Origin of the sequence: Streptomyces cadmiisoli (genome assembly GCF_003261055.1) — a bacterium.
Lineage (GTDB): Bacteria > Actinomycetota > Actinomycetes > Streptomycetales > Streptomycetaceae > Streptomyces > Streptomyces cadmiisoli.
Genome location: NZ_CP030073.1, coordinates 4,213,115 through 4,235,205, shown reverse-complemented (window position 1 = coordinate 4,235,205; position 22,091 = coordinate 4,213,115). Strand labels below are relative to the sequence as shown.

Here is a 22,091-nt window from a genome sequence, read left to right as displayed (position 1 = left end):
TCGGAGGTTTCATCGGGCGTTTTCCCCGGGGAACCCGGGGGCTCATGGGTTGGTAGCCGCCCATACCCCCGGGTTCGTGATTCCAACCACTTCTTGGTTCCTTCGGGCCCCGTCCGACGCCCTCATGGGCCGCCTACCCCCTCAGGCGGGGGTGTCGTCGTCCTCGTCCTCGTCGGTTTCGGCCAGCACGGGCGAGGCGTGGTGCGACCAGAGCTTCCAGCCCGCGGGTGTGCGCCGGAACACGTTGGTAGCGACCACCAGCTGGCCGACGAGCGGGCCGGGACCGTCGCCGTCCTCGGGGGCGGGCCCGCCGCTGAGGATGTTCTCGGTGCAGGTCACCAGGGCGGTGTCGCCGGTGACGGAGACGTGCACGTCGGTGAGGAAGAACTGGATGTAGTCCGTGTTGGCCATGATCAGCGCGTACGACCTGAGGACCTCGCCGCGGCCGGTGAGGACGGGCCAGCCCGGGTGCACGCAGGAGATCACCCCGGTGTCGGCGGGATCGTGGTACGTCTCGTCGACACCCAGGTCGGTCGGCGTGAGCCAGAGGGAGGACACCTCGTCGAAGTCGCCACGTTCCAGTGCCTCGTAGAAGGCGGTGTTGGCGAGTTCGACCTGCTCGACGTCGGTGTGGGGGGCGCTCACCGGGTTCCTTCTGCGCCGCGCGTGCCGGCCGCCGGCGGCGCTGTTCGGGGGGAGTAGGCGTTGTCGTGTGCCCCAGGCGCGTGTTCCGCGGTGCGCGCCGCTTCCACGGCGCGCGCGACCCGTACGGCGTCGGCTGTCGCGCGTACCTCGTGCACGCGCACCGCCCATGCCCCGGCGTGTGCCGCGAGTGCGGACACGGCGGCGGTCGCGGCGTCGCGCTCCCGGGCCGGCGGCGGGGCGCCCTCGGGGCCCGCGAGCACCCGCCCCAGGAACCGTTTGCGGGAGGCGGCGACGAGCAGCGGGTGGCCGAGCACGCGCAGGCGGTCGAGGTGGGCGAGCAGGGTGAGGTCGTCCTCGGCCTCCTTGGAGAAGCCGAGACCGGGGTCGACGACGATGCGGTCGGGGGCGATGCCGCCGTCCAGGACGGCCTCCACGCGCGCGTGGAGTTCGTCGACGACCTCGGCGACGACGTCGTCGTACACGCCCTTGACGTTCCCGCCCTCCAGGAATCCGCGCCAGTGCATGACGACGAAGGGGGCGCCCGCCTCCGCGACGACACGGACCATGGCGGGGTCGGCGAGGCCGCCGCTGACGTCGTTGACGAGCGCGGCTCCGGCGGCGAGGGCCTGCTCGGCGACGCTGGCCCGCATCGTGTCGACGGAGGTGACGACGCCCTCCGAGGCGAGACCGCGCACCACGGGGATGACACGCCGCAGTTCCTCGGCCTCGTCCACGCGGGTGGCGCCCGGGCGGGTGGACTCGCCGCCCACGTCCACCAGGTCGGCGCCCTCGGCGACGAGGTCGAGGCCGTGTTTGACGGCCGCGGTGGTGTCGAACCAGCGGCCGCCGTCGGAGAAGGAGTCGGGGGTCACGTTCACGACTCCCATGACCGCGCATCGGTCCCATTCCGGAAGGCCCGCGATGCGCCCGCGTCCGCTCTGCTTGCTCATATGTTCAGCGTAGGCCCACGGTGGGTGGGGCTTCTTCATGTGGGCCGACGGTGTTCCGTGCCGGGTGGAGCGGCCCGAGCGGACGCCCCGAGGGGCTGGAGGGGGTTGGGGCCTCCGCTCGGGCCTGTCCGGTCAGGCCGCGCGCATGTCGCGCCCCGCGCGGGCGGGCGCGCGGGGGCAGGGCGCGGCGGCCGGGTGGTGGATCGTGGGGCGCGGGAACGCGCGGCCGAGGCGGAGGAGGCCCTCGGCCCGCAGGGCGGCGAAGCCGGTACGCGGCCGGTCGCCGGAGACGGGACGGTCGGCGGAGCGGCGGATCAGCCCCGGCCCGCTCTTTCGGGGTTCACGGGCGTGTGGGACGCGGATGGCGCAATCACCGTGACCCACGGAATCCGAGCAATCCGAGCAATCCGAGCAATTCGTGTAAGCCACGCAACCGATGCGCCCGAGCGCCCGGCGCAGGGCGCTGCCCACCGTCCGGCGCACGGCGCTCCCCCAGGTCCGGCGTACGGGTCTGCCGGCCACCCGGCCCACGGTGCTGCCGACCGTCCGGCTCAGGGCGCCCCGGACCGCACGGCGCACGGCGCGCAGTGCGCGGCCGGGCAGGGAGAAATCCGTGTCCGTCACCACCTCGTCGCCCGGTCCGAGGACGTCCAGGCCGGTCTCGCGGGTCCACACCCGGCCGCCCTGTTCGGAGCACCCCGTGACGGCCGGGGTCCACTGGCGCGCGCGTGCCTCGTCCATGAAGCGTTCGATGGCGCCCGGCCAGGCGTCCACGTCGCCGAGCGGATCGCCGTCGGCGAGCATCACCCCGGACACCACGCGGTAGATCACGGCCGCCCTGCCGCTGGGGGAGAAGACCACGGCCCTCCCGCGGCGCGGGGTGAAGCGGCCGAGCGGGTCGCGGGCGGCGCCGTGCCGGTCCAGCAGTGCGCGCAGTCGTGCCTCGTCGTCCCGTGTCAGCCGGGCGGCCGGGCGCGCGGGGCGCAGGGCGAGACGGGCCGTGGTGAGGGCGGTGATCAGACCGAGCGTGCCGAGGGACACGGCGACGTTCCAGGACGTGTCGCCGCGGTACCGGACCGGGCCGTCGAAGCCGAACAGCCCGAGCAGGACATGGGTGATGCGGTCGGCCAGGGACGGGTCGCCGATCACGGCACGGGAACGCGCGCCGACGACGATCAGCCCGAGGGTGAGCGAACCGGCGCCCATCAGTACGAAGTTGGCGAGCGCGCGCCACCGGCCGCTCGGCTCGGGCAGGACCGTGAACCGGTCGCGATGGCGCAGCAGCGGCGCCAGCAGCGCGAGCGGTACGACGACACCGACGAGGAACGGCCCGTACGCGAACTGGGCGACCGCGCCGACCGGCAGCAGCGCGACCACCGCCCGCCGGGCCCGGCGCTCGCCCCGTCGCAGCGCGGGGGCGAGGAGCAGCAACAGCACCCCCGTGCCGAGCGGGAGCGCGGCCGCGAACGGGCCGAGTGCGCCGGGCAGTACTTCCGCGAGGGCGCGCACACGGAGGTGCCCGAAGCGCGGAAGGACGCCCGTGGCGATGTTCAGGAGGCCGCTGAGGGCGCACGCCCCCGCGATGAGGACGGGAACGGCCTCAGGGCGTGGAACCCGCAGCAGACGCGGTGTCCTTTCCCCCTCTTCCTTGACAGACATCGCATCCCGTCGCTCCGCAAGAGATCTTGAAACCGGTGCCGATTCGGGCATCCGGCGACATTGCGCCCTCTAGGACGGCGGGATTCGGGGGCAGGTTCACTCCCGATCCCCAAAGGCGATTCAAAAGTCCGGGGAAAAGGGATCCCGGTGATCTGGGTGATCTCCGTGAACTCCCGTATCGCCGGCGTCCGATGCTCAGGGAATGTTTCCGAGTGGCTGTGTTTTTACCGCCCGGGGCACCAAGATTCGCCTACGCGCGGTAAGTTTCTGGCCATGCCACGTGGACGTCATCGCCATTCACCGCCCTTGCACAGGATGCTCCCCCCGTCGGCGATCGCAGGCGTCTCCCTAGTCTGCGCACTCGGCCCCTGGGTGCTCACGGAGCCGGTCGTGCTCCGCGTTCTCGCGGCTGCCGCCGCGCTCACGGCGGTCGCCGGCGCTTTTGTCATGCGCCGCTGGGACAGCCAGGCGGGCAAGCAGGTCGCCGATCTCACGCGCGCGCGTGCGAGCGACGAGTGGCGGCACGAGGAACGCGTCGCCGAACTGGAGACCGATCTGGAGGAGTCGCGCGAGCTGCGCGTCAAACTGGAGCAGCGGCTGCGGGCGAAGCGCACCGAGTTGGCGGGGCTGCGCAACGAACACGCGGCGCTGCTGCGTCGGTACGCCACCGCGGAGGCCGAGCGGGCGACCGCGCTGGAGGGCCGGCGACTGCTGGAGATAGAGGCCGCAACTCCCGCGCCCGCGCTGCCGCCCGGGCCGACGGGCGGGGTCGAGGCCGTGGCAGCCCCGGCCGACGGCGACGCCATCGACAGCGACGCCATCGAGAGGGACGACGACGCCCGCGACGGCGGCGACGACCACAGTGCCGAGAGCGCCGAGGCCGCTGAGAACGCCGACACTGCCGAGACCGTAGAGAACGGCGACGGCGACGATGCGGGTGACACGGGATCCGGTGAAACGGGCGAAGCCGGAGAAGCCGGCGGTAACGCCCGAAGCGGTGAAGACGCTGAGGAAAGCGCGGAAGAGGGTGCCGAGTCCGACGCGGCCGACGAGGTGAAGGGGTCGACTTCCGGCCTGTTCTCCCCGGAGGGTTCCCGGCTGTTCCTGCGGGCGAGCACGGCACTGGGCCGGCTGGACGCCGACCAGGAGCCGTCCGACGAGGAGCCGTCCGAGGGCGAAGGGTCCGACGACGAAGGGTCCGACCGGGAGCCGTCCGCCGAGGAAGGGTCCGAGCAGGAACCGGCCTCCCAGGAGTCGGTCTCCGAGGAGCCCGCTGCCGAGGAACCGGCTGCCAAGGAGTCGGCCGTCAACCCGGCCGCCAAGTCGGCGTCCAAGGCGCCGTCCGCCGAGGAGCGGGCCGACGACGCGGCGGCCCCCAAGGAGCCGGTGACCGCCGGTGCCGAGCGGGCCGGCGGCGCGGAGTCCGCGCTGGAGGACGAGGCGCCGGGGGATTCCGGGGCGGTCGACGGGCACGAGCACGCGGCCGCCGCCCCCACGGCCGCCCCGTCCCGGGTGGACGACACCGCAGCCCACTCCCCGGTGCAGCCCGTGCGGCCCGTGCCGGCCGCGGCCAGAGCAGCCGCGCCCGTGCAGCGGCCGTCGGGTCACTTCACCGTGCCGACCGCGGTGGCCGTCGCACCGGCCTCCGCTCCGGTGCGACGGCCCGTGACCGAGGGCGGGTTCGACTTCTTCGGGTCGAAGACCGACACGTCCGCCGCGCTGGAGTCCGTGCAGAACCAGGACCTCGCCGACGTCGTCGGCCAGGAGGCGCTCGACCTGCACAAGGCCGAGGCCGAAGCCGAGTTCAAGCCCGCGAACGCCCAGTCGCGCGGCGTCGGCCAGGTGATCGACCTGACGGAGCACGACGAGACGGAGCACATCGACATGCAGGGACTGCGCAGCGCCGTCTCCTGAGCACCGCCCTCCGGTTCACGGGCCGTTCGAGGCCCGTGCCGGACATCGTTTCGGAGAACGCCGTGCCCGGCGCCGCACGCGGGGCACGGCGTTCCGCATGCCGTGCCCGGTCCGGCGTCACGCCATCCAGCGGTCCGGCAGCGCCCCCTTGCGCCCCGTCCGTGACCTCTCGGCCTGCGCCCGCAGCAGTTCCGCCGCCTCCTGGGCGTCCCGCAGCCGGGCGGTGACGGCCTTGCCCGCGCCGTTGTCCACATGGACGTCCGCGACCTTCCAGAGCCGCATCCAGGGCCCTTGGGTGAGCCGTACGCTCTGCACCTTGGCGTGCGGTACGAGGGCCAGGGTGTGCCGCAGGAGCCCGTGCCGGGCCGCGAACACGGCGTCGGTGACGGTCAAGCCGTAACCCCGCCACCACACGGGCACACACCGGGCCGCCCGCCGCGGGGACGGCGACATCGACGCCGGGACCGGCACGGTCACCCCCGGCAGCACGCGTGTGACGACCGATACGGCCACCTCGCGCGGGGCGACCGGCAGCAGCACCGAGTTGGACGAGCCGGCCACGTCCAGTTCCACCCGCACCCAGCCGCGCCGCCGCCACAGCAGCGGTTCCACGATGCGTACGGTCTGGACCCGTCCCGGCGGAACCGTCTCGTGGGCGCGGTCGAGGAGCCCCCGGTCGATGCGCAGCCCGTCGGGGGACTCGGCGACCGTCCAGTCGTACTCGGTGACGAACCGGCCCACGCTGCTCGCGCCGGCCGCGCCGATCAGCGGCACGGCGGTCGCCAGGACCGTCCACAGGTTGTGGGTGAACAGCCACAGCACGAGCGGTACGACGAGCGCGGCGATCAGCGTGCCCCAGGTCGCGCCGGTCAGCAGCAGGGAGACGGCCAGTACCCGCGGGGGGACGTTCACCAGGCGGCGCGACGGTGCCTCGCCGACCTCGCGCGCGGTCTCGGGAGCGAAGCCGGCGGCACGCGCGAGCAGTTCGGCGCGCAGCGCCCGCGCCTCCGACTCGCCGAGGAAGGCGAGTTCGTCCTTCTTGTCGGCCCCTATGACGTCGAGTCTGAGTTTCGCGACCCCCGCCACGCGCGCGAGCAGCGGCTGGGTGACGTCGACGGCCTGGATCCGTTCCAGCCGGATGTGCGCGGTGCGCCGGAACAACAGGCCGGTGCGGATCCGCAGTTCGGTCTCCGTCACCGCGAAGTGGGTGAACCACCAGCTGAGGAAGCCGTAGAGCGCGGCGGCCGGTATGAGCACGCCGAGGGCTGTCAGCAGGGTGGTCGTCGTCAGCCGGGTCAGCTGGCGCTGCGCGCCGTCGGGGTCGTGCAGGGCCCATCCGATGAGCACGGCGACCGGCGCCCAGGCTCGCCGCAGCGGTGTCACGGGATGCAGCCGCCGCTCGGTCACGGGCGGGCCGGACCGGACGGCGTCGTCGGTGCCCGGGGTGGTCACAGCCCCGCCGATCGGGCCTCGCCCAGCTCGGTGAGCCGGTCCCGCAGCCGCTCCGCCTCGGCGGGGTCCAGGCCCGGGATGGTCGCGTCGGTCGCGGCGGCCGCCGTGTGCAGCTGCACGCTGGCCAGCCCGAAGTGCCGCTCGACGGGCCCCGAGGTGACCTCGACCAGCTGCATCCGCCCGTACGGCACCACCGTCACCGCGCGCCACAGCACGCCCCGGCTGATCAGCAGGTCGTCGGCGCGCTCGGCGTACCGCCAGGAGCGCCAGTTGCGGCCGATCAGATCCCATCCCCACACCATCAGCGCCAGCGGCAGCAGCGCGAACGCCGCCCAGCCGGGACCGGCCAGCAGCCCCGGCACCAGCCCCGCGGCCAGGGCGGCAAGGCCCAGCCACACCACCAACAGCATCCGTCGCATGCGCAGCAGGCCCGGTGGCAGGGCGGTCCACACCGGCTCGTTCTCCACCGTCGCGCCGCCCTGCGGGCTCCCCGTCTCCATACGGCCAGCCTACGTAGGGGAGACTGGGTCCATGACTCCCACGACGGAGACCATGGTCGGTATCGGTGGCGCCGCGGAGAGCACCGACATGGTGCTCAACATCGGCCCGCAGCACCCGTCCACGCACGGGGTGCTGCGCCTGCGGCTGCTGCTGGACGGCGAGCGCATCACCAGCGCGGAGCCGGTGATCGGCTACATGCACCGCGGCGCGGAGAAACTCTTCGAGGCGCGCGACTACCGCCAGATCATCATGCTGGCCAACCGCCACGACTGGCTGTCGGCCTTCTCGAACGAGCTGGGTGTGGTCCTCGCGGTGGAGCGGATGCTCGGCATGGAGGTGCCCGAGCGGGGGGTGTGGACGCGCACCCTGCTCGCGGAGCTGAACCGGGTGCTGAACCATCTGATGTTCCTCGGCTCGTATCCGCTGGAGCTCGGCGGCATCACGCCCGTCTTCTACGCGTTCCGGGAGCGCGAGGTCCTCCAGAACGTCATGGAGGAGGTCTCCGGCGGGCGTATGCACTACATGTTCAACCGCGTCGGCGGCCTCAAGGAGGACCTGCCGGCCGGCTGGACCGCACGCGCGCGTGCCGCGGTCGCCGCCGTGCGCTCCCGTACGGACGTCTTCGACGACCTGGTCCTCGGCAACGAGATCTTCCGGGGGCGTACGCGGGACGTGGGCAGACTCACGCCGGAAGCCGTGCACTCCTACGGGGTGAGCGGGCCGATCGCGCGCGCCTCGGGCGTCGACTTCGACCTGCGCCGCGACGAGCCGTACCTGGCCTATCCGGAGTTGCAGGACACGCTGAAGGTGGTCACCCGGCAGGAGGGCGACTGCCTCGCCCGCTTCGAGTGCCTCCTGGAGCAGACGCACAACGCGCTCGACCTCGCCGACGCGTGCCTGGACCGGCTCGCGGAGCTGCCGCCCGGTCCCGTCAACCAGCGGCTCCCCAAGGTCCTCAAGGCGCCCGAGGGGCACACGTACGCGTGGACCGAGAACCCGCTCGGCATCAACGGCTACTACCTCGTCAGCAAGGGTGAGAAGACGCCGTACCGGCTCAAGCTGCGCTCGGCGTCCTACAACAACGTCCAGGTGCTGACCGAGCTGCTGCCGGGCACGCTGGTGGCGGACATGGTGGCGATTCTGGGGTCGATGTTCTTCGTGGTGGGAGACATCGACAAGTAGCGCCGCGGGGGCCGGGTCAGCCGGTGAGCGGGTCGGGGATCCCGACCGGCTGGAGCAGCCATCCGAAGTCGCCCAGGCCGCCCGCCGCGGTGAGCTCCGCGGCCTGTCCGGCACTCGCGAGGGCGTGTACATAGGCCGCCGGGTCGGTGGACGCGAGCGCCAGCGGGGGGCGGGCGCCCGTGACGCCCAGGGCACGCAGTGCCTCCCGCTGGGTCAGCACCCGGGCCGGGGCCACCGCGCACGCGTCCAGCGCGACGTGCGCCGTGATGTCGCACGACCCGTCCGGAACGGGCGCCGTCGCGCGCCCCTCGCGGTAACCCGTGAGCGTCCCGAACGAGGGCCGGGTGTCCGTCGTGTGCGTGTAGTCGACGGCGACGGCCAGTCCCCGGTCGACGCCGTCGAGGACCGCTGCCCAGGCCGTGTCCCGGGGCAGGCCGATCTCGGCCCGCGCACCCTCCTCGGACGGCAGCGGCCACCAGCGGGCCAGCCAGCTCGCCTGCGCCCCGGAGACCGGCTCGCCGAGCCGCTCGGTCCCGTCCGGCCGCACCAGGACCAGCCGCGGGACGCCGGCGGGGTCCACCTCCACGACGTCCACCGGTACGTTGTCCAGCCACTCGTTGGCGAACAGCAGGCCCGTGACGTGCGCCGGGGGCTCGGCCAGCCACTCGACGCGGTGATCGAGGCCGGGCGGGCGGTCGGCGATCTCCACGGCGTACGCGCGGGTGCGGGCGGCCACGTCGCAGGGCAGTGCGGAGAGCACGCCGAGGACCAGCTCGCCGCGGCCGGCGGCCATGTCGACCAGGTCCAGCTCCGCCGGGCGGCCCAGTGCCTCGTCGACCCGGCACAGCAGCCGCGCCACGGCACCGGCGAACAGCGGCGACGCGTGCACGGAGGTACGGAAGTGCCCTGCGGGCCCCTCGGGCCCGCGGTAGAAGCCGCCCGGACCGTAGAGCGCGTCCTGTGCGGCCGCCCGCCAGCCCCGCCACTCCTCGCCCGCCGTCCCGCCCGTCACAGGGCAAGGCTAGGGCAACACGGGAACGCGACCTCCACCTTGCGGAGTACATGTATCGGCTACGGATCGATCCTCCGGTTGACTCCCCCACGCATCACGCTTCCCTACGCTGGGTTACGTGCAGCGCCTCTACGACTTCCTCCGCAGGCACCCGACGTGGGTGGACGGCTTCTGGGCCCTTGTCCTGTTCGGGATCTCGGTCGTGGGCGGCACGGTCCAGCAGGAGGGCGCGGGGACCGACGAGCCGTGGCTCGTCGTCCCGGCCATGCTGCTGCTGTGTCTGGTCGTCGCGCTGCGCCGCCGGGTGCCGGAGCGGATGTTCGTGCTGGCCGGCGTGGTGGGCGTGGCCCAGCTCGTGCTGGACGTGGCGACCACGGTCGCCGACTTCGCGCTGCTGGTGATCGTCTACACCGTCGCGGCGGTCGGCGCCCGCTGGGCCTCCCGGCTCGCGCTCGTCGGCGGGCTGTGCGCCGCTCCGCTGGCCCAGCTCCGCTGGCCCGAGTACGACGCGAGCACCGCGGGGAACATCGCGGTGGCGGTCTTCCAGACGGTGCCGTTCGCCCTGGCCTGGGTGCTCGGCGACTCCATCCGCACCCGCCGCGCGTACTTCGCGCAGCTGGAGGAGCGGGCCGCCCGGCTGGAGAAGGAGCGCGAGGCGCAGTCCAAGGTCGCCGTCGCCGCCGAGCGGGCCCGGATCGCCCGGGAACTGCACGACGTGGTCGCGCACAACGTCTCGGTGATGGTGGTCCAGGCCGACGGTGCCGCGTACGTCCTCGACTCCGCGCCCGACCAGGCGAAAGCGGCGCTGGAGACCATCTCCTCCACCGGCCGTCAGGCGCTCGCCGAGATGCGTCGCCTGCTCGGCGTCCTGCGCACCGGCGAGCACCGGGAGGGCGGCGAGTACGTTCCGCAGCCCGACGTCGAGCAGATCGAGGACCTGGTCGAGCAGTGCCGCAGCGCCGGTCTGCCCGTCGACTTCCGGGTCGAGGGCACCCCCCGGCCGCTGCCGAGCGGCGTCGAGCTCACCGCGTACCGCATCGTGCAGGAGGCGCTCACCAACACGCGCAAGCACGGCGGGCCCAACGCGGGCGCGAGCGTGCGGCTGGTGTACTTCGACGACGGTCTCGGACTGCTCGTCGAGGACGACGGCAAGGGCGCCCCGCACGAGCTCTACGAGGAGGGCGGCGTGGACGGCCGGGGCCACGGCCTGATCGGTATGCGCGAGCGCGTCGGCATGGTCGGCGGCACCCTGGACGCGGGACCGCGTCCCGGCGGAGGATTCCGCATCAGTGCCCTGCTGCCGCTCAAACCGGTGCACTGACGCCGACGCACGCCCCTTGTTGACACCTGTAACACCGCAGTGGAACGACCCGGAAGAGACGGAAGAGGCCCCGATGACGATCCGAGTGATGCTCGTCGACGACCAGGTGCTGCTGCGCACCGGGTTCCGGATGGTGCTCGCCGCCCAGCCGGACATGGAGGTCGTGGCGGAGGCGGGCGACGGGGCCGAGGCGATCGAGGTGCTGGGCGCGACCGCGGTCGACGTGGTGCTGATGGACGTACGCATGCCGAGGCTCGACGGAGTGGAGGCCACCCGCCGCATCTGCGCGGACCCCAACCCGCCGAAGGTGCTGATCCTGACCACCTTCGACCTCGACGAGTACGCCTTCTCCGCGCTGAAGGCGGGTGCCTCCGGATTCATGCTGAAGGACGTGCCGCCCGGCGAACTGCTCGCCGCGATCCGCTCCGTGCACAGCGGTGACGCCGTCGTGGCCCCGTCCACGACCCGGCGTCTGCTGGACCGTTTCGCGCCGATGCTGCCCAGCGCCGGCAAGGAGGCCCCGCACAAGGAGCTGGAACGGCTCACCGAGCGTGAGCGCGAGGTCATGGTGCTGGTCGCGCAGGGGCTGTCCAACGGGGAGATCGCCGCCCGGCTGGTGCTGTCCGAGGCGACCGTCAAGACGCACGTCGGCCGCATCCTGACCAAGCTCGGTCTGCGGGACCGGGTGCAGGTGGTGGTCCTCGCCTACGAGACGGGTCTCGTCCGGGCGGGCGGACACGGCTGACCGAGCGCGCGAGCGTCGGTAGGGTCTGCGCATGCTCCTGTGGATCAACGGCCCCTTCGGGGGCGGCAAGACACAGACCGCACACGAGATCCGGCGCCGACTGCCCGGCAGCGTCGTCTGCGACCCCGAGCACGCGGGCTTCGGCCTGCGCCGGATGCTGCCGCCCGAACTGCGCGGCGCCGGCGGCCGGGAGCCGCTCGTGGACGACTTCCAGGACCTGGTCGCCTGGCGGCAGGGCGTCGTCGAGGTCCTCGACCTCACCCTGGGCAAGCACGAGGGCGTGGTGATCGCGCCCATGACCGTCACCGACCCCGGCCATTTCGCGGAGACCGTCGGCCGGCTCGGGGAACTGGGCCACGACGTACGGCACTTCACGCTGCTCGCCGAGCGGGAGACCGTGCTGAGGCGACTGCGCGAACGCGGGCCGGGACACCTCCTTCACCACGTCTCGGGAAGGAACACGGGGCTGCGCCGCGAGAGTTGGGCGGTGCGGCGGCTCGACCACTGCCTGGAGCGGCTGAGCGGACCGGAGTTCGCCGAGCACCTGTGGACGGACCACACCACCGTGCCGAAGACCGCCGACCGCATCGCCGTGCTGGCCGGGCTGACCCTCAAGCCGAACAACGAGGGCGCACTGCGGACCAGGCTGAGGCAGGCGCGGGTCGGGATGAAGCACATCCGGTTCGACTGAGCGGGCATCGGGCGGGACCGCGGCTCGCGCGCCCGCCCGGCCCGTTCAGCGGAGGATGCCTTCCAGGAAGTCGCTGCCCAGCCGGGCCACCACCGTCACGTCCAGCTGGTGCAGGACGTACCGTCCGCGGCGGCGGGTGGTGACCAGGCCCGCCTTCTTCAGCACGCTCACGTGCCGGGATATCTCGGGCGCGGTCATGCCGTGCACCTGGGCCAGCTCGCTGGTGGTGAACGCGCTGCGGGCCAGGCTGCGGCACAACCGCATCCGCACCGGGTGGGACAGGGCCGTCATCCGCAGCGTCAGCTGCTCCACCGACGGCGGGGCGACCGGCTCCGGGGAACCCATCGGGTAGTGCAGGACCGGCTGCCAGCCGTACCGGTGCAGGACGCTCAGGTGCGGCCAGCCGAGGCTCGTCGGCACCAGCAGCAGGCCGCCGTCCAGCGTGGCCGTGTGCCCGATGCCGAGCTTGTCGATCGTGATCCGCGCGGCCGGTTCGTCCAGCGTCACCGACGGGGAGACCGACGCCAGTGCCTCGCCCAGCCCCTTGCGGTGCAGAAGGTCGGTCTTGTGGCGGGCGTCGCTCGCCAGCTGGTGGCGCAGCCGGGACCAGGCCTCGGCGAAGAACGCCTCGTCGCAGTCCTCCAGGAACTGCCGCAGCCAGGCGCGGATCCGCGGCGGGTCGGCCAGCAGCCGCTGGGTGAAGCGCATCTGCTGCGGCCCGCGCGCGGCGGCCAGCGCCAGGGCCCGGTCGCGCAGCTCCGGGTCGGAGAGGGTGCCGGCGGCTTCGGTGTCGTAGGGCATGGCGCAGGTGAACTCCAGGGCGGCGTCCACGAACTGCTCGTCGGTCAGCTTGTCCAGGAGGTCCAGGTCCTCGGCGAGCGTGGCACCCGGCAGCGTGCCGCGGCCCGGGATGCCGGCGAACGGCATGAAGAGGTCGGAGAACGTCGAGCGCCACAGGAAGTCGGCCTCGCACATGCGGTCGGCCAGATGGGTGTCGAACCGGGCCGTGACCGCCGTCACCCAGCCCTGGAGTCCCGGATGGTGGCCCGGCTCGGACAGCGCGTGCAGTGCCATGCCGAGCTCGGCCAGGGGGGAGGGCACGACGGCGACCCTCTCCTGCCGCAGCCCCGCGATGTCGATGCGCACGCTCATGGCCACATGGTGCACCCCGCCACCGACAACGCCGCCCTCGATTGACGGCGGCCGTCAATCGACACGGCACGCCGAGCGACACCGACGGCGCCCGAGACGTGCGGCCGGCCTTCCGCCCGAGCGGCTCGGCGCGACCCGCTCGCCCCCTACCCGTCAGCCCCCCGGCGCACCCGTGCGACGAATTCCGCCACCGCCGCCTTCACGTCCTCGGGCGTCCACTCCAGGCCCGCGGCCCGTACGTCGATCTCCGTCACGGCGAGTCCCGGACCCGGGGCGTCCCAGGGGCGGGCGAACAGGAGCGTCCCCGTCTCCTCGGCCTGGCGGACCGCCGCCTCCGCGACGGCATCGGCGTCGTACGGCAGCCAGACCTGGAACTCGTTGGTGTGCGGCTGCTCGGGGTGCACCCGTGCCCAGGGCACACCGGCCGCGGCGAATCCCTCGCGCAGCGCGGCCGCCACCACGCGCGCGTGCCGCACGTAGCCGGGCAGCCGGGGCAGTTCCCGCTCCAGTCCGGCGAGCGCCGACAGCGCGGTCGGGAACTGCTGGAAGACCTGGCCGCCGTACCGGTGGCGCCATGCCTTCGCCTCGTCCACCAGGGTTGTCGGACCGGCCAGGGCCGCGCCGCCGAAGCCGTCGAGCGACTTGTAGAACGACACGTACACGCTGTCCGCGAGGGCCGCGATCTCTTTCAGGGGGCGCCCGAAGTGCACGGTGGTCTCCCACAGGCGCGCGCCGTCGAAGTGCACCACCGCGTCGCGCTCGCGCGCCGCCGCCACCAGTTCGTCCAGTTCCTCCCAGGACGGCAGCACGAAACCGGCGTCCCGGAGCGGGAGTTCCAGCAGCAGCGTGCCGAACGGCTCGTCGAGGTCGCGGATCTCGGCGGCGGTCGGCTGCCGCGGCGCACTGTTCAGCCGCACCGGTCGCAAGCCGCTGACCTGCGTGAAAGCATGGCGTTCGTGCACTTCGAGGTGGGCGAGCGGGTGCAGGGCGACCCTCGGGTCGCCGGTGCGGCCCGCCCAGCAGCGCAGCGCCACCTGCTGGGCCATCGTGCCCGTCGGGAAGAACGCCGCGGCCTGGGTGCCGAGCAGTCCGGCGACCTTGTCCTCCAGGGCCTCGACGACGCCGTTGCCGTACAGGTCGGCGGTCTCGTCCAGGTCGTACAGCTCGTGGGCGTTCTCCAGACGCGCCAGGCGCTCCCGCAGCGTGCTGAGCACGCTGGAGCGTGCGAGCACACGCCGCGCGCTCCGGTACGCGGCCTTGCGCCGCTCGTAGCGCAGCTTGCGCTCTTCCTCCGCCGTATCGCTCATGCCCCGGATCATGCCTCCTGGCGATTCGCGGGGGCAGCCGCTTTCGCGCACGCGGCTCCTGGGCCCCGCTTCCTCGGTGGGCGATGTGCCGCCGCTCCGCCCACAGCCTGTGGACAACCGAACGCCGCTCGAACCGATCGCGTTAACATGACGAGAAATCGTCCGGTACCCGGAGCGGACTGGAACGGGAAGGCCGCCGTCGCGTGAGTACAAGCCAACAACCAGACCCCAGGGACCGCCCCGCGCGCCTCACCGTCGGCGTCGTCGGCGCCGGTCGTGTGGGCCCCGCACTCGCCGCGTCACTCCAGCTCGCCGGGCACCGCCCGGTGGCCGTCTCCGGTGTCTCCGACGCCTCGCGCAGGCGGGCCGCCCTGATGCTGCCCGACGTGCCGGTGCTCACCCCCGCCGAGGTGCTCCAGCGGGCCGAGCTGGTGCTGCTGACCGTCCCGGACGACGCCCTGCCCGGCCTCGTCGAGGGCCTCGCCGGCACCGGTGCCGTCCGGCCGGGGCAGCTGCTGGTGCACACCTCCGGGCGGTACGGCGCCAAGGTCCTGGAGCCCGCCCTGCGGGCCGGCGGACTGCCGCTGGCCCTGCACCCCGCCATGACCTTCACGGGCACCCCGGTGGACGTCCAGCGGCTCGCCGGGTGCTCCTTCGGCGTCACCGCGCCCGACGAACTGCGGCTGGCCGCCGAGGCGCTCGTCATCGAGATGGGCGGCGAGCCCGAGTGGATCGCCGAGGAGAACCGCCCGCTGTACCACGCGGCGCTCGCGCTGGGCGCCAACCACCTGGTCACCCTGGTCGCCCAGTCCATGGAGCTGCTGCGCACGGCGGGCGTCGAGGCCCCCGACCGCATGCTCGGCCCGCTGCTCGGCGCCGCCCTGGACAACGCGCTGCGCTCCGGCGACGCGGCCCTGACCGGCCCCGTGGCACGCGGTGACGCCGGCACGGTCGCCGCGCACGTCACCGAACTGCGCCGGCACGCGCCCCAGGCCGTCGCCGGCTATCTGGCGATGGCGCGCGCCACCGCCGACCGGGCACTCGCCCACGGGCTGCTGAAGCCGGAGTTCGCGGAGGACCTGCTCGGAGTGCTCGCCGCGGACGCGAACCTGCCCGAGAACGGGGGAGACCGATGAGCCGCCGGACCTTCGAACTCGTCCCCACGGTGGACGACCTGACCTACGTGCGCGAGCACCTCGCCGTGCCGGGCCGCACCGCCGTCGTGATGACCATGGGCGCCCTGCACGACGGCCACGCCACCCTCGTCCGCGCGGCACGCGAGCGGGTGGGCCGGGACGGCTTCGTCGTCGTCACGGTCTTCGTGAACCCGCTCCAGTTCGGCCGCGGCGAGGACCTGGACCGCTACCCGCGCACGCTGGAGGCCGATCTCAAGGTCGCCGAGCAGGCGGGCGCCGACGCCGTGTTCGCCCCGGGCGTGGAGGAGGTCTACCCGGGCGGTGAGCCACAGGTCCGGATCAGCGCGGGCCCCATGGGGGAGCGCCTGGAGGGCGCCGTGCGCCCCGGCCACTTCGACGGGATGCTCACCGTGGTCGCCAAGCTGCTCCACCTCACCCGGCCCGACGTGGCGTTCTTCGGGCAGAAGGACGCCCAGCAGCTCGCCCTGATCCGCCGCATGTCCCGGGACCTGAACTTCGGCGTCGAGATCGTCGGCGTACCGACCGTCCGCGAGGACGACGGCCTGGCCCTGTCCAGCCGCAACCGCTACCTCTCCCCTCAGGAGCGGCGCACGGCGCTCACGCTGTCCCGCGCCCTGTTCGCGGGCCGCGACCGGCACGCCGCGCAGGAGGCGCTGCGCGCGCGGGCGCGGGAGGTACCCGCCACACGCGCGCGTGCCGAGGCGCTCAGCGCGATCGGCGAGTCCCGCGCCGCGGCCGACGCGCACGCCGTCGCCAAGGCGGCGCCCGGCGGCCCCGCGGCGGTCCGTGCCGCCGCCCGCACGGTCATCGACGAGGCCGCCCGGCTCGACCCGCCCCTGGCGCTGGACTACCTGGCCCTCGTCGACCCGTCCGACTTCACCGAGATCGGGGACGACTTCACGGGCGAGGCCGTCCTCGCCGTCGCCGCCAGGGTCGGTACGACCCGGCTGATCGACAACCTCCCCCTCACCTTCGGAGCCGCCTCGTGACCAGCACAGGCATACGACTGCACGCGCCCGCTCCGGGCTGGTCCATCTCCGCGGACGTCGTGGTCGTCGGCTCTGGCGTCGCCGGCCTCACCGCCGCCCTGCGCTGCGAGGCGGCGGGCCTGAGGACGGTCGTCGTCACCAAGGCCCGCCTCGACGACGGCTCCACCCGCTGGGCCCAGGGCGGCATCGCCGCGGCACTCGGCGAGGGCGACAGCCCCGAACAGCACCTGGACGACACGCTCGTGGCGGGTGCGGGCCTGTGCGACGCGGAGGCGGTACGGATCCTCGCCACCGAGGGCCCCGACGCCGTACGGCGGCTGATCGAGACCGGCGCGCACTTCGACGAGTCCGCCGAGGGCGAGCTGGCGCTGACCCGGGAGGGCGGCCACCACCGCCGCCGGATCGCCCACGCCGGCGGTGACGCCACCGGCGCGGAGATCTCCCGCGCCCTCGTCGAGGCGGTACGCGCGCGTGGCCTGCGCACCATCGAGAACGCGCTCGTCCTCGACCTCCTCACGGACGCCGAGGGCCGCAGCGCGGGTGTGAGCCTGCACGTCATGGGCGAGGGCCAGCACGACGGCGTGGGCGCCGTGCACGCCCCCGCGGTGGTCCTCGCGACCGGCGGCATGGGGCAGGTCTTCTCGGCCACCACCAACCCGTCGGTCTCCACGGGCGACGGCGTGGCACTCGCCCTGCGCGCCGGGGCGGAGGTCAGCGACCTCGAATTCGTCCAGTTCCACCCCACGGTGCTGTTCCTCGGCCCGGACGCCGAGGGCCAGCAGCCGCTCGTCTCCGAGGCGGTGCGCGGCGAGGGCGCCCACCTGGTGGACGCCGACGGCGTGCGCTTCATGCTCGGTCGGCACGAGCTGGCCGAGCTGGCGCCCCGGGACATCGTGGCCAAGGCGATCATGCGCCGTATGCAGGAGCAGGGCGCCGAGCACATGTTCCTCGACGCCCGGCACTTCGGCGCGCAGATGTGGGAGCGGCGCTTCCCCACGATCCTCGCCGCCTGCCGCGCCCACGGGATCGACCCCGTGCACGAGCCGATCCCGGTCGCCCCGGCCGCCCACTACGCCTCCGGCGGCGTACGCACCGACTCCCGCGGCCGTACGACGGTCCCCGGCCTGTACGCGTGCGGTGAGGTCGCCTGCACCGGTGTCCACGGCGCCAACCGGCTGGCCTCCAACAGCCTCCTGGAGGGTCTGGTCTACGCCGAGCGCATCGCCCACGACATCGCGGTGAGCCTCCGGCACGACGGTCCCCACGCGCGCGTGCCCGTTCCCGAACCGCAGCCCGAGAAGCCCGCCCACCCGCTGCTCGCCCCGGAGGACCGCTTCGCGATCCAGCGGATCATGACCGGGGGCGCGGGCGTCCTGCGCTCCGCCGAGTCCCTCGCCCGGGCCGCCGAGCGCCTCCAGCGACTGCACAGCGAGGCACGCGACGCCCTCGACGAGAACGGCAAGACGGCCGAGCCCGGCGTCGACACCTGGGAGACCACCAACCTGCTGTGCGTGGCGCGCGTGCTGGTCGCCGCCGCCCTCCAGCGGGAGGAGACCCGGGGCTGCCACTGGCGCGAGGACCACGCCGACCGCGACGACGCCGGGTGGGCCCGCCACCTCGTCGTGCGGCTGAATCCGGACCGCACACTCGCCGTACACACCACCGATACCGCAGACTTCCCCCCGACCCACCCCCGATCTCTCGGCTCCGCTCGAGCCGGGGGCATCCCCACGCACCACCCGGCGCACCGTCCCCAGGAGCAGTGAGAGCAGTGAGCACCCCCGATCTTCCCCTCGCCCCGTCCGACGGCTGCGGTGACGGCTGCGCCTGCGGCGCGGACGACGAGGCGTACCTGGAGTGCGGCCTGGACCCCGCGCTCGCCCAGCTGCTGGCCGACGCCGGACTCGACCCCCTGGAGGTCGAGGACATCGCCAACGTCGCCATCCAGGAGGACCTCGCGGGCGGCGTCGACGTCACGACGGTCGCCACCATCCCCGAGGACGCGGTGGCCACCGCCGACTTCGTGGCCCGCGAACCCGGCGTCGTGGCCGGCCTGCGGGTCGCCGAGGCGGTCATGTCGGTGGTCTGCGAGGAGGAGTTCGAGGTCGAACGGCACGTCGAGGACGGCGAGCGCGTGACCGAGGGCCGGACACTGCTGTCGATCACCACCCGCACCCGCGACCTCCTCACCGCCGAGCGCAGCGCGCTGAACCTGCTGTGCCGGCTGTCCGGCATCGCCACCGCCGCGCGCGCGTGGGCGGACGTCCTGGAGGGCACCGTGGCGAAGGTCCGGGACACCCGCAAGACGACGCCGGGCCTGCGTTCCCTGGAGAAGTTCGCGGTCCGCTGCGGCGGCGGCGTGAACCACCGCATGTCGCTCTCCGACGCGGCCCTGGTCAAGGACAACCACGTGGTCGCCGCCGGCGGCGTGGCGCAGGCCTTCAAGGCCGTACGGGAGTCCTTCCCGGACGTGCCGATCGAGGTGGAGGTCGACACCCTGCACCAGCTGCGCGAGGCCGTCGACGCGGGTGCCGACCTGATCCTGCTGGACAACTTCACGCCGGGCGAGTGCGAGGAGGCCGTCGCCCTGGTGCGCGGCCGCGCGGCGCTGGAGGCGTCCGGCCGCCTGACCCTCGACAACGCCAGGGCTTACGCGGACACCGGCGTCGACTTCCTCGCCGTGGGAGCCCTCACCCACTCCTCGCCGATCCTCGACATCGGCCTGGACCTGCGAGCGGCGGAGTAGGGAACCGGACATGCTGCTGACGATCGACGTGGGCAACACGCACACCGTGCTCGGCCTGTTCGACGGCGAAGACATCGTCGAGCACTGGCGCATCTCCACGGACGCCCGCCGCACCGCCGACGAGCTGGCGGTCCTCCTCCAGGGCCTGATGGGCATGCACCCCCTGCTGGGTGAGGAGCTGGGCGACGGCATCGACGGCATCGCCATCTGCGCGACCGTCCCCTCGGTCCTGCACGAACTGCGCGAGGTGACCCGCCGCTACTACGGCGACGTCCCCGCCGTCCTCGTGGAGCCGGGCGTCAAGACGGGCGTCCCGATCCTCACCGACAACCCCAAGGAGGTCGGCGCCGACCGCATCATCAACGCCGTCGCCGCGGTCGAGCTCTACGGCGGCCCCGCGATCGTCGTCGACTTCGGTACGGCGACGACGTTCGACGCGGTCAGCGCGCGCGGGGAGTACATCGGCGGTGTCATCGCCCCCGGCATCGAGATCTCGGTCGACGCCCTCGGCGTCAAGGGCGCCCAGCTCCGCAAGATCGAGGTGGCCCGGCCGCGCAGCGTGATCGGCAAGAACACGGTCGAGGCGATGCAGTCGGGCATCATCTACGGCTTCGCCGGCCAGGTCGACGGCGTGGTGAACCGTATGGCACGCGAGCTGGCCGAAGACCCGGACGACGTGACGGTGATCGCCACGGGCGGGCTCGCGCCGATGGTGCTCGGGGAGTCGTCGGTGATCGACGAGCACGAGCCGTGGCTGACGCTGGTCGGTCTCCGCCTGGTCTACGAACGCAACGTGTCCCGGATGTAGCCCGGGTCCAGGAACTGCCCGCCGCGGCGGCAGGGGGTGCGGCTCCGCCGCCGGGGTTCGCCGGGGTTCGCCGGGGGCCGCGTTGCCTCTCGGCGCCGCGGTCGGGAGGGGGAGGGGTCGCGCGGTCCGGCGCCGGTGCCGGGGGGTGGCGCGGTCCCGCACCTGTGGGGTGCCGCCGAGCCGGCTCGGGTCGCCCCCGCGGCGCGGTCCGGCGTCTGCGGGGTGCTGCCGTGCCGGCCGCAGTGGCTCGGGCCTGCGGGTGCTGCCTTGTCTGTGCGTGTCGCCCGTGCGGCTCGAAGGCCCGTGGCGGCCTGGTGCTTGCGGGGCAGGGTCGCGTCCGCCCGTGTGGCTCGCCCGCGCCCCGGGCCCAGCGCCTGCGGCACGCCGCTGTTCCTGCCCATGCCGCCCCCGCGGCGCGAGCCACCGCCCCTGCCCATGCCGCCCCCGCGGCGCGAGCCACCGCCCCTGCCCATGCCGCCCCCGCGGCGCGAGCCACCGCCCCTGCCCATGCCGCCCCCGCGGCGCGAGCCACCACCCCTGCCCATGCCGCCCCCCCCCCGGCGCGAGCCACCACCCCCGCCCATGCCGCCCCCGCGGCGCGAACGCCCCAGGTCGGGGCGGACCGTGGGCGCCACCACCCGGGTGGCGTGATCGCGCCACGCCCGCCCCTACCGCCTGGTTTGTCTGATTAGCGCGTACCGTCCCCTCCATGCCCACGCCTCACGGATCCCGCGGCGGCATGGCGTTCGGTGCGCAGGAGCTGCGTGTGCTCCGCCGCGCTCTCGCCCTCGCCCTTCACCCCGGCCAGGCTTCGGCCGAGGACGTCCAGGACTGTCTCCGCCTCGCCGAGTCCCTCGACGAGGCGGTACGTGAGGGCGTCCGCCTGGCGGCCTTCCTCGTGGCCGACCTGGCCCGCTACCGCGCCACCCTGCCCGGCACAGCGGCCGGCTACTGCACGCTTCTGGAGGAGGCGCTGAGCGCCGGGTACCGCCCCCTGCCCGACGACCTCGCCGCCCTGCGCGCCCTGCGCGGCAACCCCGCCGGAGCCGCCCTCCTGGACCGCTGCCAGGCCCTCGCCGAACAGGACGTACGCGCGCGTCCCGCCCGCGGTGCGGCCGCCCTCCGCACCCCCCTCGTTCCCGCCGGCCGCACTCCCCACGTGCCGGCCTCGCGCAGCCACCTCCAGGCCCTCCCCGGTGGCAGGTCCGCCGGTGCCCCGGGGGGTCACTCCGGTGCCGGCGCGGCCGACGACCCCGCGTCCGAACCGGAGAAGAAGCCCGCGCAGAAGCCCGGCCCCGCCCAGCCGGCGTCCCCGGCCCCCAAGCCCGCCCGCCGCCCCGTTCCCACCCCGGGCGAGGTGTTCCCCCGCCGCAAACCGCCCCGGCCTCCCGCGCCCCCCTCGCAGCGGCTGGCGGTCGGCTGACCCACCCGAACGGCCCCCGCCGCGGCCGTCCCACCCGAACGGCCCCGCGGCGACCAGCCCCTCACCACGCCTGTTTTCACCGCGCCCGAACTCCGCACCCCCCGCCCGAACCGTCCCGGTCCGCCCCTCTACCCTGGGGCCATGGACTACGTCTCCGCGCTCCTGCCCCCGGTCGTCATGGCCGTGTTCTTCATCGGCGTGATCAGGGTGATCGTGAAGACCCAGGGCGGGGCCAACAAGGCCAAGGAGGACGCGGCCGTCGACGCCGCCCTGGCGCGGATGGAGGACTCCCACCAGCCCTCCGTGCGCAGCGACGGCTGAGCCGACGCGAGCGCTGTCCCACCCCGGCAAGGGCCCGCGTCCCGCACCTCGCGGGCCCTCGGCGCGACATCACATCTGCCCCATTTGTTCTGAAGTGCGCCGAAAAATAACTAATC

At 73.8% G+C, this 22,091-nt stretch carries 20 protein-coding genes; 12 read left to right on the top strand and 8 right to left on the bottom strand.

Translation table 11 applies throughout. The features are described from left to right. Nucleotides 1–141 precede the first annotated feature (141 nt). From DN051_RS18145 to DN051_RS18135, 3 genes are all read right to left on the bottom strand, one after another. Complete coding sequence (locus DN051_RS18145) at nucleotides 142–645, bottom strand: nuclear transport factor 2 family protein (RefSeq protein ID WP_053756463.1); 504 nt, start codon at nucleotides 643–645, stop codon at nucleotides 142–144. Continuing rightward, nucleotides 642–1,595, bottom strand: a complete 954-nt coding sequence (gene folP / locus DN051_RS18140) for a dihydropteroate synthase (protein WP_246041059.1) — start codon at nucleotides 1,593–1,595, stop codon at nucleotides 642–644. The genes DN051_RS18145 and folP overlap by 4 nt, the downstream gene beginning before the upstream one ends. Nucleotides 1,596–1,727: 132 nt before the next feature. Then, nucleotides 1,728–3,254, bottom strand: coding sequence for a phosphatidylglycerol lysyltransferase domain-containing protein (locus tag DN051_RS18135; RefSeq protein WP_162624949.1), 1,527 nt, complete (start codon nucleotides 3,252–3,254; stop codon nucleotides 1,728–1,730). Nucleotides 3,255–3,527: 273 nt separating this feature from the next. Here DN051_RS18135 and DN051_RS18130 point away from each other — a divergent pair, with 273 nt between their 5' ends. Continuing rightward, nucleotides 3,528–5,168, top strand: a complete 1,641-nt coding sequence (locus tag DN051_RS18130; protein ID WP_112439078.1) for a hypothetical protein — start codon at nucleotides 3,528–3,530, stop codon at nucleotides 5,166–5,168. A gap of 117 nt (nucleotides 5,169–5,285) precedes the next feature. Here DN051_RS18130 and DN051_RS18125 read toward each other — a convergent pair whose 3' ends face one another. Together DN051_RS18125 and DN051_RS18120 are read right to left on the bottom strand one after the other, a co-directional pair. After that, nucleotides 5,286–6,620 (bottom strand): PH domain-containing protein, encoded by a 1,335-nt coding sequence (locus tag DN051_RS18125; protein ID WP_112439077.1) that lies wholly within the window; start codon nucleotides 6,618–6,620, stop codon nucleotides 5,286–5,288. Next, entirely contained in the window at nucleotides 6,617–7,120 is a 504-nt protein-coding gene (locus DN051_RS18120; protein ID WP_112439076.1) for a PH domain-containing protein, read from the bottom strand. The genes DN051_RS18125 and DN051_RS18120 overlap by 4 nt, the downstream gene beginning before the upstream one ends. 31 nt (nucleotides 7,121–7,151) lie before the next feature. Here DN051_RS18120 and DN051_RS18115 point away from each other — a divergent pair, with 31 nt between their 5' ends. Further along, nucleotides 7,152–8,303, top strand: a complete 1,152-nt coding sequence (locus DN051_RS18115; protein ID WP_053756458.1) for an NADH-quinone oxidoreductase subunit D — start codon at nucleotides 7,152–7,154, stop codon at nucleotides 8,301–8,303. Nucleotides 8,304–8,319: 16 nt separating this feature from the next. On the opposite strand, the gene DN051_RS18110 is transcribed toward DN051_RS18115, so the two are convergent. Beyond that, the gene (locus tag DN051_RS18110; protein WP_053756457.1) at nucleotides 8,320–9,315 is read right to left on the bottom strand and encodes an SAM-dependent methyltransferase; all 996 of its coding nucleotides are present in this window, start codon (nucleotides 9,313–9,315) and stop codon (nucleotides 8,320–8,322) included. 118 nt (nucleotides 9,316–9,433) lie between these two features. Between DN051_RS18110 and DN051_RS18105 the strand changes: the two genes are divergently transcribed. The 3 genes from DN051_RS18105 (at nucleotide 9,434) to DN051_RS18095 (ending at nucleotide 12,072) form a co-directional block, all read left to right on the top strand. Beyond that, entirely contained in the window at nucleotides 9,434–10,636 is a 1,203-nt protein-coding gene (locus tag DN051_RS18105; RefSeq protein WP_112439075.1) for a sensor histidine kinase, read from the top strand. Nucleotides 10,637–10,709: 73 nt separating this feature from the next. Next, complete coding sequence (locus DN051_RS18100) at nucleotides 10,710–11,381, top strand: response regulator transcription factor (protein ID WP_053756455.1); 672 nt, start codon at nucleotides 10,710–10,712, stop codon at nucleotides 11,379–11,381. A gap of 31 nt (nucleotides 11,382–11,412) precedes the next feature. Continuing rightward, on the top strand, nucleotides 11,413–12,072 hold the full coding sequence (locus DN051_RS18095) for an AAA family ATPase (RefSeq protein ID WP_053756454.1): 660 nt from the start codon (nucleotides 11,413–11,415) through the stop codon (nucleotides 12,070–12,072). A gap of 45 nt (nucleotides 12,073–12,117) precedes the next feature. On the opposite strand, the gene DN051_RS18090 is transcribed toward DN051_RS18095, so the two are convergent. Then, nucleotides 12,118–13,224, bottom strand: coding sequence for a DUF5937 family protein (locus tag DN051_RS18090; protein ID WP_053756453.1), 1,107 nt, complete (start codon nucleotides 13,222–13,224; stop codon nucleotides 12,118–12,120). Between the two features lie 146 nt (nucleotides 13,225–13,370). Beyond that, nucleotides 13,371–14,531 (bottom strand): threonine aldolase family protein, encoded by a 1,161-nt coding sequence (locus DN051_RS18085; RefSeq protein WP_425471777.1) that lies wholly within the window; start codon nucleotides 14,529–14,531, stop codon nucleotides 13,371–13,373. Nucleotides 14,532–14,734: 203 nt separating this feature from the next. On the opposite strand from DN051_RS18085, the gene DN051_RS18080 reads away from it, so the two are divergent. The 7 genes from DN051_RS18080 (at nucleotide 14,735) to DN051_RS18050 (ending at nucleotide 21,975) form a co-directional block, all read left to right on the top strand. Next, a complete protein-coding gene (locus DN051_RS18080; protein ID WP_053756451.1) occupies nucleotides 14,735–15,667 on the top strand; it encodes a Rossmann-like and DUF2520 domain-containing protein in 933 nt (310 codons plus the stop codon). Then, on the top strand, nucleotides 15,664–16,677 hold the full coding sequence (gene panC, locus DN051_RS18075) for a pantoate--beta-alanine ligase (protein ID WP_112439073.1): 1,014 nt from the start codon (nucleotides 15,664–15,666) through the stop codon (nucleotides 16,675–16,677). Before DN051_RS18080 ends, panC begins: the two co-directional genes overlap by 4 nt. Further along, nucleotides 16,674–18,443: an L-aspartate oxidase gene (locus DN051_RS18070; protein WP_112439072.1), complete on the top strand. Its 1,770-nt coding sequence runs from the start codon at nucleotides 16,674–16,676 to the stop codon at nucleotides 18,441–18,443. Before panC ends, DN051_RS18070 begins: the two co-directional genes overlap by 4 nt. Before the next feature lie 5 nt (nucleotides 18,444–18,448). Further along, nucleotides 18,449–19,423: a carboxylating nicotinate-nucleotide diphosphorylase gene (gene nadC / locus DN051_RS18065; RefSeq protein WP_112439071.1), complete on the top strand. Its 975-nt coding sequence runs from the start codon at nucleotides 18,449–18,451 to the stop codon at nucleotides 19,421–19,423. Nucleotides 19,424–19,433: 10 nt separating this feature from the next. Further along, the gene (locus tag DN051_RS18060; RefSeq protein ID WP_053756448.1) at nucleotides 19,434–20,231 is read left to right on the top strand and encodes a type III pantothenate kinase; all 798 of its coding nucleotides are present in this window, start codon (nucleotides 19,434–19,436) and stop codon (nucleotides 20,229–20,231) included. A gap of 739 nt (nucleotides 20,232–20,970) precedes the next feature. Continuing rightward, on the top strand, nucleotides 20,971–21,654 hold the full coding sequence (locus DN051_RS18055) for a hypothetical protein (protein ID WP_112439070.1): 684 nt from the start codon (nucleotides 20,971–20,973) through the stop codon (nucleotides 21,652–21,654). 141 nt (nucleotides 21,655–21,795) lie between these two features. Then, nucleotides 21,796–21,975 (top strand): hypothetical protein, encoded by a 180-nt coding sequence (locus DN051_RS18050; RefSeq protein ID WP_053762941.1) that lies wholly within the window; start codon nucleotides 21,796–21,798, stop codon nucleotides 21,973–21,975. The last annotated feature ends 116 nt before the right edge of the window (nucleotides 21,976–22,091 follow it).

Excerpts from the sequence above, each read along its gene's own strand:
- folP (WP_246041059.1), bottom strand. The coding sequence starts at position 1,595 with ATGAGCAAGCAGAGCGGACGCGGGCGCATCGCGGGCCTTCCGGAATGG.
- DN051_RS18135 (WP_162624949.1), bottom strand. The coding sequence starts at position 3,254 with ATGTCTGTCAAGGAAGAGGGGGAAAGGACACCGCGTCTGCTGCGGGTT.
- DN051_RS18130 (WP_112439078.1), top strand. The coding sequence starts at position 3,528 with ATGCCACGTGGACGTCATCGCCATTCACCGCCCTTGCACAGGATGCTC.
- DN051_RS18120 (WP_112439076.1), bottom strand. The coding sequence starts at position 7,120 with ATGGAGACGGGGAGCCCGCAGGGCGGCGCGACGGTGGAGAACGAGCCG.
- DN051_RS18115 (WP_053756458.1), top strand. The coding sequence starts at position 7,152 with ATGACTCCCACGACGGAGACCATGGTCGGTATCGGTGGCGCCGCGGAG.
- DN051_RS18100 (WP_053756455.1), top strand. The coding sequence starts at position 10,710 with ATGACGATCCGAGTGATGCTCGTCGACGACCAGGTGCTGCTGCGCACC.
- DN051_RS18095 (WP_053756454.1), top strand. The coding sequence starts at position 11,413 with ATGCTCCTGTGGATCAACGGCCCCTTCGGGGGCGGCAAGACACAGACC.
- DN051_RS18090 (WP_053756453.1), bottom strand. The coding sequence starts at position 13,224 with ATGAGCGTGCGCATCGACATCGCGGGGCTGCGGCAGGAGAGGGTCGCC.
- DN051_RS18085 (WP_425471777.1), bottom strand. The coding sequence starts at position 14,531 with ATGAGCGATACGGCGGAGGAAGAGCGCAAGCTGCGCTACGAGCGGCGC.
- panC (WP_112439073.1), top strand. The coding sequence starts at position 15,664 with ATGAGCCGCCGGACCTTCGAACTCGTCCCCACGGTGGACGACCTGACC.
- DN051_RS18060 (WP_053756448.1), top strand. The coding sequence starts at position 19,434 with ATGCTGCTGACGATCGACGTGGGCAACACGCACACCGTGCTCGGCCTG.
- DN051_RS18055 (WP_112439070.1), top strand. The coding sequence starts at position 20,971 with ATGGCGTTCGGTGCGCAGGAGCTGCGTGTGCTCCGCCGCGCTCTCGCC.
- DN051_RS18050 (WP_053762941.1), top strand. The coding sequence starts at position 21,796 with ATGGACTACGTCTCCGCGCTCCTGCCCCCGGTCGTCATGGCCGTGTTC.